The following is an 18,489-nucleotide window of genomic DNA, read 5'->3' on the forward strand; positions in this document are numbered from 1 at the left end:
GAGGTGTGACCGTGTGACGATTCGGAAAATGTGACTGATGTTCATCTTACCGGCGGGTCCTACCGCCAGTAACCTCCGGCGCAATCGGCCACCCGGAGGAGCACGCATGCCCCCACGCACCCGCACCCTCAGAGCCGCCGCAGCCGCGGCCGTCCTCGCCCTCGGTACCTCCCTCCTCGCCTCGGCGCCCCAGGCTGGAGCGGCGGAACCCGCGCCTCTCGCCGTCACCGACCACTGCGGCCGGCAGTGCGCCGACATCCTGCCGCCCGGTGAGAACGGCAACGCCACGCTCGTCGAGATCCTCGGGAACAAGACGCTGGGCACGCACCCCGCGCACAGCGACGACCAACTCGACCGCTACAGCGCCCTGGTGGCCGGACACACGGGCCTCACCGACGGCAAGCTGACGGACTTCTTCAACGACGCCTCCTTCGGCGTCGCCGCCGACCAGGTGGAGTCCGTGACGAAGCCCCGCGAGGACGTCACGATCACCCGGGACAAGAAGAGCGGCGTCCCCCACATCAAGGGCACCACCCGCTACGGCACCGAGTTCGGCGCGGGTTTCGCGGCCGGACAGGACAGGCTCTGGCTGATGGACCTCTTCCGGCACATCGGGCGGGGGCAGCTGACCTCCTTCGCCGGGGGAGCACTGGCCAACCAGGGACTCGAGCAGCAGTTCTGGCCGCAGGCCCCGTACACCGAGGCGGACCTCCAGGCCCAGGTCGAACGGATCAGGACGACCGAGGGCGCGCGCGGCGAGCAGGCCATGGCCGACGCCCAGGCGTACGTCGACGGGATCAACGCCTACCGGGCGAAGTCGAAGAAGGGCCGCTATTTCCCCGGTGAGTACGTCCTCACCGGGAAGATCGACGCGATCACCAACATCGGCGAGATCCAGCCGTTCGAGCTCACCGACCTGATCTCGATCGCCTCGGTCGTGGGCGGGCAGTTCGGCGGCGGAGGCGGCGGCGAGGTCCAGGCCGCGCTCTCGCTCCTCGCCGCCCAGCAGAAGTACGGGATCGAGGAGGGCACCCGGGTCTGGGAGTCCTTCCGGCAGCGCAACGACCCCGAGGCCGTCCTCACCGTGCACGACGGCACCTCGTTCCCCTACGCGGGCAAGCCCGGCACGGCGCGCGGAACCGCCCTGCCCGACCCCGGCTCCGTCACACCCGAACCCCTGATCTTCGACCGCACCGGTTCGGCGGGCACGGACACCAAGGCACCGGTGAAGGCCCCGGCCTCGCTCAGGCCGCTCCAGGGCATGTACGACGACGGGGTGATCCCGGAGGGCTCGCTCCCCGGCTCCGGCGAGGGGGCGCAGCGGCGCGGGATGTCCAACGCCCTGCTGGTCTCCGGCAAGCACACCGCGAGCGGCAACCCCGTCGCGGTCATGGGTCCCCAGACCGGCTACTTCGCGCCACAGCTGATGATGCTCCAGGAGTTGCAGGGGCCGGGCATCAGCGCCCGCGGGGTGTCCTTCGCCGGGGTCGGCATGTACATCCAGATGGGCCGGGGCCAGGACTACGCCTGGAGCGCCACCTCGGCCGCCCAGGACATCACCGACACCTACGCCGTGGAGCTCTGCGAACCCGACGGCTCCACACCCACCAAGGACTCCACGCACTACCGCAGGAACGGATCCTGCGCGCCCATGGAGAAGATGGAGCGGACCAACTCCTGGAAGCCGACCGTCGCCGACTCCACCGCCAAGGGCTCCTACCGGATGCAGGTCTGGCGCACCGACTACGGCATCGTCACCCACCGCGCCACCATCGGGTCGAAGCCCGTCGCGTACACCTCGCTGCGCACCACCTACCGGCACGAGGCCGACTCCATCATCGGCTTCCAGCTGCTCAACGACCCGGCGTACGTGACGGACGCGGCCTCCTTCCAGCAGGCGGCCTCCCACATCGACTACGCCTTCAACTGGTTCTACGCGGACTCCCGCACCACCGCCTACTACAACAGCGGGATGAACCCGGTCCGCGCCGAGGGCGTGGACGCCGCCCTGCCCGTCAAGGCGGAGAAGGCGTACGAGTGGCGGGGCTACGACCCCGCGGCCAACACCACCGACTACACCCCGTTCGCCGAGCACCCGCACTCCAGCGGGCAGGACTACTACATCTCCTGGAACAACCGCCAGGCGCGGGACTACTCCACGGCCGGGTTCGGCTTCGGGTCCGTGCACCGGGGCGACCTGCTCGACGAACGGGTGTCCGCACTCGTCGCGGAGGGCGGGGTGACCCGGGCATCCCTCACCCGGGCCATGGAGGAGGCCGCGCTCACCGACCTGCGCGGGGAGCAGCTGCTGCCCGAGCTCCTGAAGGTGGTGCGTTCCCAGCCGGTCACCGACCCCGGGCTGAACGCGGTGGTGCAGCAGCTGGACGCCTGGCGGGCCGCCGGGGCGCAGCGCAAGGAGACCGCCCCGGGTTCCCGTGCCTACACGCACGCCGACGCCGTCCGGATCATGGACGCGTGGTGGCCGAAGCTGATCGAGGCGGAGTTCCGTCCGGGCCTCGGCGACGGCCTCTACGACGCGCTGACGGTCAACCTGGCCACCGACGAGTCGCCCGCCGCGAGCCACGGGCCGAGCGGTGCGCACAGCGGCTCGGCCTTCCAGTTCGGATGGTGGGGTTTCGCCGACAAGGACCTGCGCCAGGTCCTCGGACAGCCCGTCAAGGGGCCGCTGGCGAGGACCTACTGCGGCAACGGCGACCTGAGCACCTGCCGCGCGGCGCTGCTGAGCACCCTGAAGGCGGCGGCGGCCGAGCCGGCGGACGAGGTCTATCCCGGCGACGACAGCTGCGGTGCGGGTGAGCAGTGGTGCACCGACGCGATCGTCCACCGTCCGTTGGGCGGGATCGCGCAGAAGTCGGTCCACTGGCAGAACCGGCCCACCTACCAGCAGGTCGTGGAGTTCCCCTCGCACCGCTGATCACAGCTGAGCGACCGTGTGCACGCGGCCGCCGGACTGGGCGCCTGCGAGCCCGTCCGGCGGCCGTGCCGCGTGCGGTCAGCGGTACTGCAGATACCGGCGGCGTACCGCCCGGAAGGCCGCCAGCTCCTCCGACCAGGCACCCACGACCTCGTCCGTGTCCGCCCCGGCGTCGATCATCGTGCGGACGCGGGTGCTGCCCGAGAGCCGGTCGATCGCGTTGTCCGGGCGCCACCCGAAGTCGCTCCAGGTCTTCCTGGCCGTCACCAGCAGGCCGATCCCCGTGCGGACGGGGTCGAAGGCCACACGGTCCTGGACGTGAACCTGGACCCCGCCCACCGTCTTCCCGGCGAACTTGGAGAAGGTCGGCGCGAAGTAGGCCTCACGGAAGGCCACTCCGGGCAGCTCCAGCGCGTTCGCCGCGTCCGCCCAGCGGTGGTCGATCCCCTCGGCGCCGAGCAGTTCGAACGGCCGTGTCGTCCCCCGCCCCTCGGAGAGCAGCGTGCCCTCGAACAGGCAGGTCCCCGAGTAGACCACCGCGGTCTCGGGCGTCGGCATGTTGGGGCTCGGCGGCACCCACGGCAGGCCGGACGCGTCGAAGAAGTCGTCACGGCGCCAGCCGGACATCTTCACGATCTCCAGCTCCACCGGCCGCTCCGCGAGGAACTCCGCGTTGAACAGGAGCGCAAGCTCCGTCACCGTCATCCCGTGGGCCTGCGAGATCTCCCGGCGTCCCACGAACGACGAGAAGGCCGGATCGAGCACCGGACCCAGAGCCGCCCGGCCGGTCATCGGGTTCGGCCGGTCCAGGACGACGAACCGCTTGCCGGCGAGCGCGGCGGCCTCCATGCAGTCGTACAGCGTCCAGATGTACGTGTAGAAGCGGGCACCCACGTCCTGGATGTCGAAGACGACGGTGTCGACGCCCGACGCGGTGAAGATGTCGGCCAGCGGCTGCCCGTTCTTCAGGTACGTGTCGTAGACGGGGAGACCGGTGGCCGGGTCGTCGTAGCGGCCCTCCGAACCGCCCGCCTGGGCGGTACCCCTGAAGCCGTGCTCGGGCCCGAAGACCGCGGTGAGGTTCACCCGGTCGTCGGGATGCATCACGTCGACGATGTGGCGTACGTCGGAGGTGACCCCGGTCGGGTTGGTGACGATCCCCACCTTCTCCCCGGAGAGCATCCGGTACCCGTCGGCGGCCAGCCGGTCGAATCCGGTACGGACCTTGGGCCGCCCCCCGCCGTGCCCGCCCGACGCCACCGCCGTACCGGGGACGGAAGCGGTCGTCGCGAGGGCGCCCATCGCACCGCCGACAGCCAGCAAACCACGCCTGGACAGGGTCATTCCGCTACCTCCATGATCACATCGATGGTCATGGTCACGCACGCTAGCGCGGCTGTGGGCTACACGGAACGGCCGTGACTGGGCAGATTCCCAGACCTGCCACGCCCCCCTTCCCCGATCACATACCGACTGGTTAGTCTGCCGGGAGGACGGCTTGGGAGAGGCGGAACCGATGAGCACGGTGCAGGGCGCTGGCGTAGTGGTGACCGGAGCGGGAGGCGGCATCGGAGCCGCGCTCGCCCGCAGATTCGCCGCGGAGGGCGCGCGGGTCGTCGTCAACGACCTCGACGGCGGCCGTGTCCGGGCGCTCGCCGAGGAGATCGGCGGCATGGTCGTCGCGGGGGACGCCTCCGCCGTCGTCGACGCCGCGCGGGAGGCGCTCGACGGCCGGATCGACGTGTTCTGCGCCAACGCGGGCCTCGCCTCGGGCGGCGACGCCTTCGCCGAGGAGGACGTCTGGGCCAGGGCCTGGGACGTCAACGTGATGGCGCACGTCCGCGCGGCCAAGGCCCTGCTGCCCGAGTGGCTCGAGCGCGGCAGCGGCCGCTTCGTCTCCACGGCCTCCGCGGCCGGGCTGCTGACGATGATCGGCGCCGCCCCGTACAGCGTCACCAAGCACGGCGCCGTCGCCTTCGCGGAGTGGCTCTCGCTGACCTACCGCCACCGCGGCGTCCAGGTCCACTCGATCTGCCCGCAGGGGGTGCGCACGGACATGCTGTCGAACGCGGGATCCGCCGGCGATCTGGTGCTGGCACCCACCGCCATCGAACCGGAGGCCGTCGCGGACGCGCTGTTCGAGGCGATGGCCGAGGACCGCTTCATGGTCCTGCCGCACCCCGAGGTCGCCGGTTACTACCGCCACCGCGCGAGCGACCCCGACCAGTGGATCGGCAACATGAACCGGCTGCAGCAGAAGTGGGAGGGTGCCCGGGCATGACCGACTCGATCTACGCGGCGAAGCCCTGGACCGCCCTGCTCAGCGAGGCCCAGCTGGCCCCCGTCCACCCCGCCGAGACCGTGCTGCACGCCTTCCGCGCGGCCGTCGCCAGAGCTCCGGAACACACCGCGCTCGCCTACTTCGACGGACGCCTCGGCTACCGGGAGAGCGACGAGCTGTCAGACTCCGTCGCCGGGCACCTCGCCGCAGAGGGGCTGGAGCGCGGTGACCGTGTCGCGATCATGCTCCAGAACACCCCGCACTTCGTGCTCGCCCTGCTGGGCGCCTGGAAGGCGGGCGCGACCGTGGTCCCCCTCAACCCGATGTACAAGTCGGGCGAGGTGGGGCACGTGCTGAACGACGCGGGCGTGACCGCGCTGATCTGCTCCGATCGGGCCTGGGACTCCTATCTGCGGGCCACCGCGGAGGCCGCGCCGAGCGTCCGGATCACCCTCACCGCCTGCGAGCGCGACCTCCAGAGCACCGACGACCCCCGGGTGCTGGGCTTCGAACGGCTCCCCGCGCCCGCCGCCGACGACCGGGCACGCGACCTCGTCGAAGTGGCCCGCCGAGGGCTCGCCGCCCCGCGGGACCGCGAGCTCACCGCTTCGGACACCGCCCTCATCAGCTACACCTCGGGCACCAGCGGCACGCCCAAGGGGGCCATGAACTCCCACGGCAACATCATGGTCAACGCCGAGCGCCAGCGGGCCGGACACCCCATAGCCGAGGGCTCCGCCTACTTCGCGCTCGCGCCCCTCTTCCACATCACCGGCATGGTGTGCCAGCTCGCCGCCTGCCTGGCCAACGCGGGCACCCTGGTCCTCGCCTACCGATTCGAGGCGAGCGTCGTCCTGGAGGCCTTCGCCGAGCACCGCCCCGCCTACACGGTCGGCCCCTCGACCGCCTTCATGGCGCTCGCCGCGCACCCCGCCGCCACCCCGGAGCACTTCGCCTCCTTCAAGGTGATCTCCTCGGGAGGCGCGCCGCTCCCGCCGGCCCTGGTGGAGAAGTTCCGCGAGGACTTCGGCCCGTACATCCGCAACGGGTACGGGCTCACCGAGTGCACCGCCCCCTGCGCCTCCGTGCCGCCGGAGCGTGAGGCCCCGGTCGATCCCGTCTCCGGGACCCTGTCCGTCGGGGTGCCGGGCCCCGACACGGTGGTCCGGATCATCGACGAGAAGGGTGACGACGTGCCCTTCGGTGAACTGGGTGAGATCGCCGTACGCGGACCCCAGGTCGTCTCCGGCTACTGGAACCTCCCCGAAGCCACCGAGGCCGGCTTCCCCGACGGGGAACTGCGCACCGGGGACATCGGCTTCATGGACACGGCGGGCTGGCTCTACGTCGTGGACCGCAAGAAGGACATGATCAACGCCTCCGGCTTCAAGGTCTGGCCCCGCGAGGTCGAGGACGTCCTCTACACCCACCCCGCCGTCCGGGAGGCCGCCGTCGTGGGCGTCCCGGACGCCTACCGCGGCGAGACCGTCCGGGCCTACGTGAGCCTGCGGCCGGGCGCGGAGGCCGACGCGGGTGAGCTGGGCGCGTACTGCAAGGACCGGCTCGCCGCGTACAAGTACCCGCGCGAAGTCGAGATCCTGGCCGAACTCCCGAAGACGGCGAGTGGGAAGATCCTCAGGCGGGAACTGCGTTCCCCCCGTTAGAACAGTTCACGCACGGTACGAGAGGGCAGGTGGCGGCAATGGCCAAGGAGACGGACGCGGGCGGTGCGCCCGTACCCCAGAGGCTGCTGGCCGCCGCCACCCGGCTCTTCGCGGAGCGCGGCTACGACCGCACCTCCGTCCAGGAGATCGTCGAGGCCGCGGGCGTCACCAAGGGCGCGCTCTACCACTACTTCGGCTCCAAGGAGGACCTGCTCCAGGAGGTGTACGCCCGGGTCCTGCGACTCCAGCAGGAGCGGCTGGACGCCTTCGCGGACGCCGAGGCGCCGATCGAGCGGCGGCTGAGGGACGCGGCGGCGGACGTGGTCGTCACCACCATCGACAACCTCGACGACGCCTCCATCTTCTTCCGCTCGATGCACCACCTGAGCCCGGAGAAGAACAAGCAGGTCAGGATGGAGAGACGCCGCTACCACGAGCGGTTCCGGGCACTGATCGAGGAGGGGCAGCGGGCCGGCGTGTTCTCCTCCACGACCCCCGCCGACCTGGTGGTCGACTACCACTTCGGCTCCATCCACCACCTGTCCACCTGGTACAGCCCGGAGGGCCCGCTCACCCGGCTGGAGGTCGCCGACCACCTGGCGGACCTGCTGCTGCGGGCCCTTCGCCCCTGAACGGCTCGCCGGGGGCTCCCGCGTCGCCCAGGCAGGTCCAGCCGCCCCGGCTCCGCCGGGTCGCGCGGCCCGGGTGACCTGCCCAGCGGGGCCGCCGTCCGCCCGGGTCCGCCCGGCTGACGGCGACGCACGGCGTGCCGGCGTCCGCACCGGTGCGCCGGGGCGATCGCCACGCCGGCACCGGCCCTGACGAGACGGGCCGTCCCGTTCGCCCGCTCGGGGGCACCGGCGCGTTCCCGCGCACCCCCGGCTCCGGCGGGCCGTCCGCGCGTGCCCCCCGTGGCGCCGCGTACGCCGACGGTGAGGCGCGGCCCGATGGTGTTCGTTATCCGGACGCGGCTGTCCGAAAGGTGCCCTTGACGGTACGCGGTCATTGGCTGAGCATCGGGGACGCACCGAAGCACCTCAGCTCCAGGCCCCGGCCGCACACGGCCCGGGACCCCCCGCACGTTCCGTCAGTCCCCAACGGAATCCGGAGCCTTCGATGAGACCTGCCCGCCTCAGATCCCTCTCCGCCGCAGCGGCCCTCGCCGTGGCCGCCCTGCTGGCGACCACCGCCCCCGCCGCCCAGGCGGAGCCCGCCGGAGCCCTCGCGGCCCCCGACATCTCCCTCGCCAACGTCAAGGCGCACCTCACCCAGTTGCAGTCGATCGCCACCGCCAACGGAGGCAACCGCGCCCACGGAAGGACCGGCTACAAGGCCTCGGTCGACTACGTGAAGGCCAAGCTCGACGCGGCCGGATACAGCACGACGCTCCAGCAGTTCACCTCCGGCGGCGCCACCGGGTACAACCTGATCGCCGACTGGCCGGGAGGTGACCCGAACCAGGTCCTCATGGCCGGCTCCCACCTGGACTCGGTGACCTCGGGCGCCGGCATCAACGACAACGGATCAGGTTCGGCCGCCGTCCTGGAGACGGCCCTTGCGGTGTCCAGGGCGCAGTTCGCCCCCGACAAGCACCTGCGCTTCGCCTGGTGGGGCGCGGAGGAACTGGGCCTGGTCGGCTCCAAGTACTACGTCAACAACCTGGCCTCGACCGAGCGTTCCAAGCTCGCCGGCTACCTCAACTTCGACATGATCGGCTCGCCCAACCCCGGATACTTCGTCTACGACGACGACCCCGTCATCGAGCAGACCTTCAAGGCCTACTACGCGGGACTGTCGATACCCACGGAGATAGAGACCGAGGGCGACGGCCGCTCCGACCACGCCCCGTTCAAGAACGCCGGTGTCCCGGTGGGTGGCCTGTTCTCGGGGGCCGACTACACCAAGACCAGCGCCCAGGCGCAGAAGTGGGGCGGCACGGCCGGCCAGGCCTTCGACCGCTGCTACCACTCCTCGTGCGACACCACGTCGAACATCAACGACACGGCGCTGGACCGCAACAGCGACGCGGTGGCCCACGCCGTCTGGACCCTGTCCGCCGGCACCGTGACCCCGCCCACCGGCACGGTGTTCAGCAACACCGCCGACGTCGCCGTGCCCGACAACGGGGCGGCCGTGACCTCGTCCGTCGCCGTCACCGGCCGTACGGGCAACGCCCCCTCGGCGCTCAAGGTGGGGGTCGACATCCGGCACACCTACCGCGGGGACCTCGTCGTCGACCTGCTCGCGCCCGACGGCACCGCGTACCGGCTGAAGAACTCCAGCTCCAGCGACTCCGCGGACAACGTGATCACGACCTACACCGTCAACGCGTCGGGCGAGACCGCCAACGGGACCTGGAAGCTCCAGGTCAGGGATGTCGCCGCCCAGGACACCGGCTACATCAACAGCTGGCAGCTCACCTTCTGACCCGGCCGGGGAGGCGCCCCACGAGCGGGCGCCTCCCCCTGCCGGAGGTCAGAGGTACTTCTTGATCTCCCGCCGCGCCAGCGAGCGCTGGTGCACCTCGTCCGGACCGTCCGCGAGCCGCAGGGTCCGCGCGGACGCGTAGAGCTCGGCCAGCGGGAAGTCCTGGCTCACCCCGCCCGCGCCGTGCAGCTGCACCGCCTGGTCGAGGATGCCGACGACCGCCCGAGGCGTCGCGATCTTGATCGCCTGGATCTCGGTGTGCGCCCCGCGGTTGCCGACCGTGTCCATCAGCCAGGCCGTCTTCAGCACCAGCAGCCGCAGCTGCTCCACCGTCACCCGGGCGTCCGCGATCCAGTTCTGGACGACACCCTGCTGGGCCAGCGGCTTGCCGAAGGCCGTACGCGCCACCGCGCGGCGGCACATCAGCTCGATCGCGCGCTCGGCCATCCCGATCAGCCGCATGCAGTGGTGGATCCGGCCCGGCCCCAGCCGCGCCTGGGCGATGGCGAAACCGCCGCCCTCCTCACCGATCAGGTTGGCGGCCGGAACCCGCACGTCGTCGAAGACGACCTCGGCGTGGCCGCCGTGGGAGTGGTCCTCGTAGCCGTACACCTGCATCGCCCGCCGCACCTCGAGGCCCGGGGTGTCCCGGGGGACGAGGATCATGGACTGCTGGCGGCGGATGTCCTCGTTCTCCGGGTCGGTCTTGCCCATCACGATGAAGACCGCGCAGTCCGGGTTCATCGCCCCGGAGATGTACCACTTGCGGCCGTTGATGACGTAGTCCCCGCCGTCACGCGTGATCCGGGTCTCGATGTTCGTCGCGTCGGACGAGGCCACCTCCGGCTCCGTCATCGCGAAGGCGGAACGGATCTCACCGGCCAGCAGCGGCTCCAGCCACTGCTTTTTCTGCTCGGCGGAACCGAACTGGGAGAGCACCTCCATGTTCCCGGTGTCCGGGGCCGCGCAGTTCAGAGCGGTCGGGGCCAGGTGAGGGCTGCGGCCGGTGATCTCGGCGAGCGGGGCGTACTGGAGGTTCGTCAGCCCCGCGCCGTACTCCGCGTCCGGGAGGAAGAGGTTCCACAGGCCCCGGTCGCGCGCCTCGGCCTTGAGTTCCCCGACGATCCGCGGGGTGTCCCACGGGGAGGCGAGCTGTGCGCGCTGCTTCTCGGCGACCTCCTCGGCCGGGTACACGTGCTCGTCCATGAACGCGAGCAGCTTGGTACGCAGCTCCTCGGTACGGGCGTCGAATGCGAAGTCCACGGGATGATCAGCCTTCCTGGAGGGTGGTGAGGCCGTGCGCGATGAAGACGGGGACCAGGTCGCCGATGCGGTCGAAGCCGGCCCCGACGGTCTGGCCCAGGGTGTAGCGGTAGTGGATGCCCTCGAGGATCACGGCGAGCTTGAACCAGGCGAACGCCGTGTACCAGGAGATGGCGGAGGTGTCGCGGCCGGAGCGGGCGGCGTAGCGCTCGATCAGTTCGGCCGGACTCGGATGACCGGGCGCGCCGCTGGTGGTGGAGACCGGTGACTCGGGCAGGCCGAGGTCGGAGCTGTACATCACCAGGAGGCCGAGGTCGGTCAGCGGGTCGCCGAGCGTGGACATCTCCCAGTCCAGCACCGCCTTGATCCGGTCGTCGCGGCCGACCAGCACGTTGTCCAGTCGGTAGTCGCCGTGGACGACGGTGGGCGCCGGGGAGGAGGGCAGGTCCCTGCCGAGCGCCGCGTGCAGCTCGTCGATCCCGGCGAGTTCGCGGTTGCGGGAGGCGTCGAGCTGCTTGCCCCAGCGCCGCAGCTGGCGGTCCAGGAACCCCTCGGGACGGCCGAAGTCGCCGAGACCGACCGTCGCCGGATCCACGGCGTGCAGATCGACCAGGGTGTCGACGAGTTCCAGCACCACCGCCCGGGTCCGCTCGGCGCCGAGCGGGGCCAGCTGCTCGGCCGTGCGGAACGGGGTGCCCTCGACGTACTCCATCACGTAGAACGGGGAGCCGATGACCGCGTCGTCCTCGCAGAGCAGGAGCGTCCGCGGCACCGGGACCGCCGTGGGGTGCAGTGCGCTGATCACCCGGTGCTCCCGGGTCATGTCATGTGCGGTGGCGAGTACATGGCCCAGCGGAGGGCGGCGTACGACCCACCGGCCGGTGCCGTCGGAGACGATGTAGGTGAGGTTGGATCGCCCGCCCTGCACCACCTCGGCCTGCAGCGGCCCGTTCACCAGCCCCGGCCGCTCGCGGTCGAGATGACTGCGCAGCAGATCGAGATCGAGACCTGGCGGGTGGACTGGGCTCATGGTGCGCACCTCCGGGGCGGTTGAACGGTCGGCACCATGATGCCGACCAGTCGGTATGTCGTCCAGTGTCCTCCCGCAATCCGAGCAGTGATCTCCGGCGCCCCGGCGCCCGGCCGGTCCGCCCCCGGGGCCACCGGCGGCCCGGAAGCGGTGTCCCGGGGCGGTCCGGGACGCCTGAGTTGCGGGGAGCCCCGGCCCCGCCGATCGTCGGAGGATGAAGGCGATCAGCTACGGCAGGTACGGCTCCGCGGACGTCCTCGAGTACGGCGAACGGCCCGATCCGAAGGTCGGACCGGACTCGGTCCTGGTGAAGGTCAGGGCCGCCGCCGTGAACCCCGTCGACTGGAAGGCCCGCGAAGGCTATCTGCAGGCGGGACTGGAGGCCGTCTTCCCCGTGATCCCGGGCTGGGACGTCTCCGGAGTCGTGGTGCAGCCCGGGGCCGCCGTCGACGAGTTCGCGGTGGGCGACGAGGTCATCGGCTACGTGCGCGAGGACTTCCTCTCACGCGGGACGTTCGCCGAGTACGTGGCGGCGCCCGTCCGCACCCTCGCCCGCAAGCCCCTGAGTCTCAGCTTCGAGGAGGCGGCGGGGCTCCCGCTGTGCGGCCTCACCGCCTACCAGGTCCTGCACCGCGTCCTCGAGGTGCGGGAGGGCGAGACGGTCCTCGTCCACGCGGCCGCCGGCGGGGTCGGCTCGCTCGCCGTGCAGCTCGCCCGGCACGCGGGCTGCCGGGTCGTCGGTACCGCCGGCCCCCACAACCACGACTACGTGAGCCGGCTCGGCGGCGAACCGGTCGAGTACGGCGACGGGCTGGCAGCACGGCTCCGCGGCCTCGTCCCCGACGGCTTCGACGCGGCGTTCGACACGGTGGGCGGCGAGGCCCTCAGGGTGTCCGCCGACACCCTGGCGACCGGCGGCCGCCTCGCCTCCATCGCCGACGCGGAGGTCTTCTCCTACGGCGGGCGCTACGCCTTCGTGCGCCCCGACGCTGCGGACCTCACCCACCTCGCCGGTCTGGCCGAGCAGGGCATCGTCACCGTCCACGTGGACCGGACCTTCCCCCTCGAACAGGCCGCGGACGCCTACCGGCTCAACGAGGAGGGGCGCACCCGCGGCAAGATCGTCGTCACGGTGGAGTGGGAGGACTGAACCGTCAGGACGGGCCGGCCGGCCCGGACGTCCGCGGGCCGTGGGGCAAGGGCGGGCGGTCCGCGGGACAGGGTCCGGCGGGGAGGCGCCCGGTGGATCAGAACAGCATCGTGGCCGCGAACACCGCGAGGGCGACCGTGCACGCCGCGGCCGTCAGCGCGTGGCGCGGCGACAGCCGTGCGGGGTCCACCGTCCCCATACCGGCCACCCGGCGGTGCGCCACCGTGAGGAACCCGAGCCACGCCAGCAGGCTCAGGGCGACCGCCAGCACTCCGGCCGCCGTGGGTCCGCCGTGGAGCGCCTGACGCCCGGCGAGCAGGGCCACCACCGTCCAGGAAAGGGTGGTCCGCCTCCAGGCGAGCCGGGTGCGCTCGGGCTGCAGCCCGGGGTCCCGCCCGTCGGCGGTCACCGGCCCTCCCAGCCGAAGAGCACCACCACCACCATCGCGACGGCCACCACCGCGACGACCAGGCTGAGTACGGCGGGGAACCGCGAGGTGGGAAGGTCCTCACCGCGCCGCATCGCGCGCTCGCACCGGACCCAGTGGTTGACGGCGCGCAACGAGCAGAGCACCCCGGCCGCGATCAGCCCGAGGGCCAGGCCCACGCGCACCCCCTGGACCAGGCCCGGCAGGAACTGGTCGACGGCGAAACCTCCGCCGATGAGCGCGAGGGCCGTGCGGATCCAGGCGAGGAAGGTGCGCTCGTTCGCCAGGGAGAAACGGTAGTCCGGGGTGTCGCCCTCCTCGCGTATCCGCTCGGGCGCGAACCACAGCCGCAGGCCGCGTACGAAGTCGCTCACGCGCCCGCCTCCGCCCGCGCGGCCCGGAACTCCCGCAGCCGGTGGTACGTCTCGAGCCCGTCCGGCACCCAGGTCCAGTGGGTCAGGCGCTGTTCGAGCTCGGTGTCGGTCAGGAAGGTGTGCCAGGCGACCTCCTCCGGCTGCGGACGTACGGGCAGCTCGCAGCGCACCTCGTACACCTGGCTCCACCAGGTGTGCCGCCCGCTCTCGAAGAGGTACTTGAAGAGCGGGACGGGGCGAGGGAGGCCCGACACGCCCAGCTCCTCCTCCGCCTCCCGGAGAGCGGCCTCGTCGTAGGACTCGCCCGCGCCCACGACGCCGCCGACGAACATGTCGTGGTGCGAGGGGAAGACGAGCTTCGTGGCCGTCCTTCGGTGCACGAAGAGCCGGCCCCGCGCGTCCCTGGCCTCGATGAAGACGCAGCGGTGGCGCAGGCCCCGGTCCGTCGCCTCGCCGCGGGGCGCCTGCGCCACCACCTCGTCGTTCTCGTCGACGATGTCGAGGATCTCGTCAGCCGGAGTCATGGGGTCCATCATGGCGTCCATCCAACATCAACCGGTCGGCGGCCGTCGCACCGTGCCTCTCCTTGCCCTCCGGCATCGCCGGATGCAGCCCCAGCAGCACGATCCCCGCCACGATCGCCGCGAGGCCGGCCGCGAGCCCGGCGAGGGCAGCCGTGTCCGTGTGCACCTGGTCGCCCAGGAACCCGATCCCGCAGACGATCCCCGCGAGCGGCTGGGCCGCGGTCAGCGCGGGCAGTGACTCCCGCAGCGGCCCCGCCTCGAAGGCGCTCTGCACGAGGATCAGGCTGGTCACGCCCATGACCACCAGCGCGTAGGGCTGCCAGCCGGTGAACAGCGCCACCACGCCGCCCTCCGAGAGCCGCAGCCCGCACACCCGGGTCAGCGCGTCCTGGAGCCCGTACAGCAGCCCGCCGGCCAGCCCCAGCAGTGTGGGCGCCCAGGGGGTGCGCGGGTGCCGGGCGAAGGCGGTGAGGCCGAGGGCGAGCGCCACCACGAGGCCGATCACCAGCCAGTGCCGCAACGGCTCCGTCACCGCCTCGCCGCCGCGCGGCCGGCCGGCCAGCAGGAAGGCCGTGACGCCGCCGGCCAGCAGCACCAGACCGCTCCAGCCCTGTCTGCCGAGCCGCTGCCCGGTGAAGTACCTCGAGAGGCCCAGCGCGAAGAGCAGGTTGGTGGCGAGCAGGGGTTCGACGACCGAGACCTCGCCCTGTCCGAGCGCCAGCGCGCCGAGGACCATGCCGCAGATCATCAGGGCGATCCCGGCCAGCCAGCTCGGCACCTTCATCAGGTCCAGCAGGAGCCGCGGGGACAGGAAGTCGCTCGGCGGAGCGCGCCGGGCCGCGTCCTGCTGCAGGACGAAGCCGAAGCCCGTACAGCAAGCGGCGCCCAGGGAGAGCAGGAGTACCGGCAAGGACACGGTCCGACGATAGCCCGGCATTCGCACGGGATACGTGAGGCGCCCGTCGCCCGGACGGTTGACGTCGGCGTTCCCCTTCCCCAAGATCTGACGCACAAGTAACTTCGCGCCGGCCCGGGATCCGCGCCGCGTCGCCCCGCAACGCCCCGAAGGATGGAACCCATGGCGTACGACGCTGACGTGATCGTGATCGGGGCGGGACTCGCGGGGCTGGTGGCCACCGCCGAACTCGTCGACGCGGGCCGCACGGTGATCCTCCTCGACCAGGAACCCGAGCAGTCGGTCGGGGGCCAGGCGCACTGGTCGTTCGGCGGGCTCTTCCTCGTCGACTCGCCCGAGCAGCGCCGTATGCGGATCAAGGACAGTCGCGAACTGGCCCTGGAGGACTGGCACGGCACGGCGGGCTTCGACCGCGAGGAGGACCTCTGGCCGCGCCGGTGGGCCGAGGCGTACGTCGACTTCGCGGCGGGGGAGAAGCGGTCCTGGCTCCACGCCCAGGGGCTGCGGTTCTTCCCCGTGGTCGGCTGGGCCGAGCGGGGCGGGTACGACGCGCGGGGCCACGGCAACTCCGTCCCCCGCTTCCACATCACCTGGGGCACCGGACCGGGCGTCGTCGCGCCCTTCGAGCGCCGGGTGCGCGCGGGCATGGCGAAGGGCCTCGTCCGCGCCCGCTTCCGGCACAGGGTGACCGGCCTCGGCCGCTCGGCGGGCGCGGTCGACACGGTCACCGGCGAGATCCTCGCGGAGAGCGGCGCCGAGCGGGGGACCGCGAGCAGCCGTGAGGTCACCGGCTCCTTCGAACTCAGGGCACAGGCGGTGATCGTCACCTCCGGAGGCATCGGAGGCAACCACGACCTCGTCCGCGCCCAGTGGCCCGAGCGGCTGGGCACACCGCCCGCGAAGCTCCTCTCCGGCGTTCCCGCCCACGTCGACGGGCTGATGCTGGGCATCGCCGAGAAGGCGGGCGCCCACCACATCAACCGCGACCGGATGTGGCACTACACCGAGGGGATCGAGAACTGGAACCCGATCTGGGACAAGCACGGCATCCGGATCCTGCCCGGCCCCTCGTCCCTCTGGCTGGACGCGCGCGGCAAGCGCCTGCCGGTACCGCTCTTCCCGGGCTTCGACACCCTCGGCACGCTCGAGCACATCATGCGGTCCGGCCACGGGTACACCTGGTTCGTCCTCGACCAGAAGATCATCGGGAAGGAGTTCGCCCTCTCCGGCTCCGAGCAGAACCCCGACCTGACAGGCAAGTCCGTACGTGACGTGATCGGCAGGGCGCGCGCCGACGTCCCCGGGCCGGTCAGGGCGTTCATGGACAAGGGCGTGGACTTCGTGGTGGAGAAGGACCTCGGCGCCCTCGTGCGCGGCATGAACGCCCTCACGGACGAGCCACTGATCGACGAGGACGAGCTGCGCCGCGAGATCACGGCCCGCGACCGCGAGATCACCAACCCCTTCACCAAGGACCTCCAGATCACCGCGATCAACGGGGCCCGCTCCTACCTCGGGGACAAGCTGATCCGCACCGCGAAGCCCCATCGCATCCTCGACCCGGCGGCCGGGCCGCTCATCGCCGTACGGCTCAACATCCTGACCCGCAAGTCCCTCGGAGGCCTGGAGACGGACCTGTCCTCCCGCGTCCTGACCGAGGACGGCACCCCGCTGGCCGGGGTGTACGCGGCAGGGGAGGCGGCCGGTTTCGGCGGCGGCGGGGTCCACGGCTACCGGTCCCTGGAGGGGACCTTCCTCGGCGGCTGCATCTTCTCGGGGCGGGTGGCCGGCAGGGCGGCGGCGGAGGCGACCGGCTGAGCCCGGCCCACCCGGGCGCGGTCAGAGGAGACGCTCCACCACCCGGAAGCGCTCGGCCACGATCATGGTCTCCTCGTCCACGGTGAAGTGCGGGTCCCCGAGCGCCTCCCGCATCTCCTCGCAGTGCCAGAACGGCTCCTGGCCCGCGCGCCACTCGGCCACCGAGGAGTGGCCCTCGCCCTCGTCGCGTACATGACGCAGATCCACCGCGCCCAGCGGAAGCACCCTGACCTCGGTGAGCTCGACCACGGCCACCTCCCGCCCGTCGCTGTCGACGAGCGCCGACCGCTCGCCCACGGGCGGCAGTTCCTCCCCCTCCGCCTCGTACTCGGCGAGCAGCCCCGAGGTGGCGACCTTCTCCCCGGAGAGCACCGCCGCCACCAACCGGTCGCGCAGCGGGCCCGGGTAGGCCAGGAGGAGGGGTTTCAGCGGTTCGCGGATCTCCATGGTGGAAGTGTGGCACGCGTCACTCCGTTCCCATGTGTCGCCACCGTATGGGCGCCGCGGGCAGCGAGGACGTCGGGACGCGATGCTGCCGATCCCCAACTAGGTGAAGAATCAACCTAGTTGGGAGGTGGTGCGCCTTGACGGGGACTGTTGCCTACCGCTTAACTGTGCGCGATCATTTGCTCGCGCACAGCATCAGGGTGTGCGGGCGCCGTGCCGTAGTGGAAAAGGAAGCCTGCGGATGTCCCCGCCTCCGCCGCCCCTGGGCCGTTCGCGCCGCAGGGGCGGGCGCTCCGGCCACGCCTTCGACCCGGCCCTCGACGACGGCGAACTCGTCGATGTACGGGCTCAGTTCGCCCAGGGGCGCTGGGCCAGGGCCCGCTCCCTGCTCGTCGCGACGGGCACGGACTGGGACCGCCGCGCCCATCGGCTGCTCGCGCTCGCAGCCGTCCCGTCCGCCGCCGCCTGGGCCCGCGAATGGCTCCTGGCCGAGCCCGGCAGCGCCGACGCCACCACCCTCCTCGCCTGCGCCACGGTCCTCAGGGCCCAGGTCGCCCGGGCCTCCTCGGGCGAGAGCGACCTGGCCCGCGACGCCTGCCGCGCCGCGGCGGCCCTCGACCCCGCCGACCCCACCCCCTGGCTCGGCCTGATGGTGCTGGAGCGCACGCACGGCACCCAGGACACCGTCGCCCGGCACTTCGAGGAGATCCGGGCGCGCCACCCCGAGCACCACCACGCCCACCACCTCATGACCGCGGGCCTCGCCGAGGCGCATGCCGGGAACGACCCCCTCCACGAGGTCTACGACTTCGCCGCCTGGGCCGCCGAGCAGGCCCCCGCGGACTCCCCGCTCGCGGTGCTCCCGGTCGTCGCCCACGCCGAGCGCTACCGCGTCCTCGTGGCGGCGGGCGCCGCGCCCGACGACCCGGCGGCCTCCGGACACTGGTCGGGACGCCGGGCGAGACAGGTGATGAAGGCCGCCTTCGACTGGTGGCTCGAATGGGAACGCGAGGACCACCCCCGCCACCACACCGACCTGAACTTCCTCGCGCACGCCAAGATCTGCGAAGGCCGCCCGGCCGAGGCCGCGGCCCTCCTCCACCGCATCGGCCCCCACGCGACCGAGGCCCCGTGGTCGTACGCCGGGCACGACCCGTACGCCGCCTTCCTCTCCGCGCGCGCCCTCGCGCTCGGAGCCCCCTGACGCGCTCGCGACCGACCAGACGCGTTCGC

At 72.0% G+C, this 18,489-nt stretch carries 16 protein-coding genes; 8 read left to right on the forward strand and 8 right to left on the reverse strand.

Features of this window, described 5'->3' with window-relative positions:
* Positions 1–106 precede the first annotated feature (106 nt).
* A complete protein-coding gene (locus tag ACFXOA_RS03260) occupies positions 107–2,935 on the forward strand; it encodes a penicillin acylase family protein (protein WP_385021680.1) in 2,829 nt (942 codons plus the stop codon).
* Positions 2,936–3,013: 78 nt separating this feature from the next.
* On the opposite strand, the gene ACFXOA_RS03265 is transcribed toward ACFXOA_RS03260, so the two are convergent.
* Positions 3,014–4,279, reverse strand: coding sequence for an exo-beta-N-acetylmuramidase NamZ domain-containing protein (locus ACFXOA_RS03265; protein WP_385021683.1), 1,266 nt, complete (start codon positions 4,277–4,279; stop codon positions 3,014–3,016).
* Positions 4,280–4,451: 172 nt separating this feature from the next.
* Between ACFXOA_RS03265 and ACFXOA_RS03270 the strand changes: the two genes are divergently transcribed.
* From ACFXOA_RS03270 to ACFXOA_RS03285, 4 genes are all read left to right on the forward strand, one after another.
* Positions 4,452–5,216 carry an SDR family oxidoreductase gene (locus ACFXOA_RS03270; protein ID WP_385021685.1) on the forward strand — a complete coding sequence of 255 codons (765 nt, stop codon included), beginning with the start codon at positions 4,452–4,454 and terminating at the stop codon, positions 5,214–5,216.
* Complete coding sequence (locus ACFXOA_RS03275; protein ID WP_385021688.1) at positions 5,213–6,880, forward strand: AMP-binding protein; 1,668 nt, start codon at positions 5,213–5,215, stop codon at positions 6,878–6,880. The genes ACFXOA_RS03270 and ACFXOA_RS03275 overlap by 4 nt, the downstream gene beginning before the upstream one ends.
* A 38-nt stretch (positions 6,881–6,918) precedes the next feature.
* A complete protein-coding gene (locus ACFXOA_RS03280) occupies positions 6,919–7,512 on the forward strand; it encodes a TetR/AcrR family transcriptional regulator (RefSeq protein WP_385021691.1) in 594 nt (197 codons plus the stop codon).
* A gap of 484 nt (positions 7,513–7,996) precedes the next feature.
* Positions 7,997–9,307, forward strand: coding sequence for a M28 family metallopeptidase (locus ACFXOA_RS03285; RefSeq protein WP_385021694.1), 1,311 nt, complete (start codon positions 7,997–7,999; stop codon positions 9,305–9,307).
* A 48-nt stretch (positions 9,308–9,355) separates the two neighbouring features.
* On the opposite strand, the gene ACFXOA_RS03290 is transcribed toward ACFXOA_RS03285, so the two are convergent.
* Together ACFXOA_RS03290 and ACFXOA_RS03295 are read right to left on the reverse strand one after the other, a co-directional pair.
* On the reverse strand, positions 9,356–10,570 hold the full coding sequence (locus ACFXOA_RS03290) for an acyl-CoA dehydrogenase family protein (RefSeq protein ID WP_385021697.1): 1,215 nt from the start codon (positions 10,568–10,570) through the stop codon (positions 9,356–9,358).
* Positions 10,571–10,577: 7 nt separating this feature from the next.
* On the reverse strand, positions 10,578–11,600 hold the full coding sequence (locus ACFXOA_RS03295; RefSeq protein WP_385021700.1) for a phosphotransferase family protein: 1,023 nt from the start codon (positions 11,598–11,600) through the stop codon (positions 10,578–10,580).
* Positions 11,601–11,814: 214 nt separating this feature from the next.
* Here ACFXOA_RS03295 and ACFXOA_RS03300 point away from each other — a divergent pair, with 214 nt between their 5' ends.
* Positions 11,815–12,750, forward strand: a complete 936-nt coding sequence (locus ACFXOA_RS03300; protein WP_385021703.1) for an NADP-dependent oxidoreductase — start codon at positions 11,815–11,817, stop codon at positions 12,748–12,750.
* Positions 12,751–12,847: 97 nt separating this feature from the next.
* On the opposite strand, the gene ACFXOA_RS03305 is transcribed toward ACFXOA_RS03300, so the two are convergent.
* Genes ACFXOA_RS03305 through ACFXOA_RS03320 form a run of 4 tightly spaced genes read right to left on the reverse strand, consistent with a single transcriptional unit; the run spans position 12,848 to position 14,991 of the window.
* The gene (locus ACFXOA_RS03305) at positions 12,848–13,159 is read right to left on the reverse strand and encodes a DUF202 domain-containing protein (protein ID WP_385021706.1); all 312 of its coding nucleotides are present in this window, start codon (positions 13,157–13,159) and stop codon (positions 12,848–12,850) included.
* On the reverse strand, positions 13,156–13,551 hold the full coding sequence (locus ACFXOA_RS03310) for a YidH family protein (RefSeq protein WP_385021709.1): 396 nt from the start codon (positions 13,549–13,551) through the stop codon (positions 13,156–13,158). Before ACFXOA_RS03310 ends, ACFXOA_RS03305 begins: the two co-directional genes overlap by 4 nt.
* Complete coding sequence (locus ACFXOA_RS03315) at positions 13,548–14,075, reverse strand: NUDIX domain-containing protein (protein ID WP_385021712.1); 528 nt, start codon at positions 14,073–14,075, stop codon at positions 13,548–13,550. The genes ACFXOA_RS03310 and ACFXOA_RS03315 overlap by 4 nt, the downstream gene beginning before the upstream one ends.
* Complete coding sequence (locus tag ACFXOA_RS03320) at positions 14,062–14,991, reverse strand: DMT family transporter (protein ID WP_385021715.1); 930 nt, start codon at positions 14,989–14,991, stop codon at positions 14,062–14,064. The genes ACFXOA_RS03315 and ACFXOA_RS03320 overlap by 14 nt, the downstream gene beginning before the upstream one ends.
* Positions 14,992–15,153: 162 nt before the next feature.
* On the opposite strand from ACFXOA_RS03320, the gene ACFXOA_RS03325 reads away from it, so the two are divergent.
* Positions 15,154–16,809 (forward strand): FAD-binding dehydrogenase, encoded by a 1,656-nt coding sequence (locus ACFXOA_RS03325; RefSeq protein ID WP_385021718.1) that lies wholly within the window; start codon positions 15,154–15,156, stop codon positions 16,807–16,809.
* Between the two features lie 21 nt (positions 16,810–16,830).
* On the opposite strand, the gene ACFXOA_RS03330 is transcribed toward ACFXOA_RS03325, so the two are convergent.
* On the reverse strand, positions 16,831–17,256 hold the full coding sequence (locus tag ACFXOA_RS03330) for an ASCH domain-containing protein (protein WP_385021721.1): 426 nt from the start codon (positions 17,254–17,256) through the stop codon (positions 16,831–16,833).
* A 241-nt stretch (positions 17,257–17,497) separates the two neighbouring features.
* Between ACFXOA_RS03330 and ACFXOA_RS03335 the strand changes: the two genes are divergently transcribed.
* The gene (locus ACFXOA_RS03335) at positions 17,498–18,460 is read left to right on the forward strand and encodes a hypothetical protein (RefSeq protein ID WP_385021724.1); all 963 of its coding nucleotides are present in this window, start codon (positions 17,498–17,500) and stop codon (positions 18,458–18,460) included.
* The last annotated feature ends 29 nt before the right edge of the window (positions 18,461–18,489 follow it).

This window comes from Streptomyces sp. NPDC059166 (assembly GCF_042755185.1).
Classification (GTDB): Bacteria; Actinomycetota; Actinomycetes; order Streptomycetales; family Streptomycetaceae; genus Streptomyces.

What these genes read in the sequence shown, in the direction of transcription:
- ACFXOA_RS03260 (WP_385021680.1), top strand. Translation starts at nt 107, where the DNA reads ATGCCCCCACGCACCCGCACCCTCAGAGCCGCCGCAGCCGCGGCCGTC.
- ACFXOA_RS03265 (WP_385021683.1), bottom strand. Translation starts at nt 4,279, where the DNA reads ATGACCCTGTCCAGGCGTGGTTTGCTGGCTGTCGGCGGTGCGATGGGC.
- ACFXOA_RS03270 (WP_385021685.1), top strand. Translation starts at nt 4,452, where the DNA reads ATGAGCACGGTGCAGGGCGCTGGCGTAGTGGTGACCGGAGCGGGAGGC.
- ACFXOA_RS03275 (WP_385021688.1), top strand. Translation starts at nt 5,213, where the DNA reads ATGACCGACTCGATCTACGCGGCGAAGCCCTGGACCGCCCTGCTCAGC.
- ACFXOA_RS03280 (WP_385021691.1), top strand. Translation starts at nt 6,919, where the DNA reads ATGGCCAAGGAGACGGACGCGGGCGGTGCGCCCGTACCCCAGAGGCTG.
- ACFXOA_RS03285 (WP_385021694.1), top strand. Translation starts at nt 7,997, where the DNA reads ATGAGACCTGCCCGCCTCAGATCCCTCTCCGCCGCAGCGGCCCTCGCC.
- ACFXOA_RS03295 (WP_385021700.1), bottom strand. Translation starts at nt 11,600, where the DNA reads ATGAGCCCAGTCCACCCGCCAGGTCTCGATCTCGATCTGCTGCGCAGT.
- ACFXOA_RS03300 (WP_385021703.1), top strand. Translation starts at nt 11,815, where the DNA reads ATGAAGGCGATCAGCTACGGCAGGTACGGCTCCGCGGACGTCCTCGAG.
- ACFXOA_RS03315 (WP_385021712.1), bottom strand. Translation starts at nt 14,075, where the DNA reads ATGACTCCGGCTGACGAGATCCTCGACATCGTCGACGAGAACGACGAG.
- ACFXOA_RS03325 (WP_385021718.1), top strand. Translation starts at nt 15,154, where the DNA reads ATGGCGTACGACGCTGACGTGATCGTGATCGGGGCGGGACTCGCGGGG.
- ACFXOA_RS03330 (WP_385021721.1), bottom strand. Translation starts at nt 17,256, where the DNA reads ATGGAGATCCGCGAACCGCTGAAACCCCTCCTCCTGGCCTACCCGGGC.
- ACFXOA_RS03335 (WP_385021724.1), top strand. Translation starts at nt 17,498, where the DNA reads ATGTCCCCGCCTCCGCCGCCCCTGGGCCGTTCGCGCCGCAGGGGCGGG.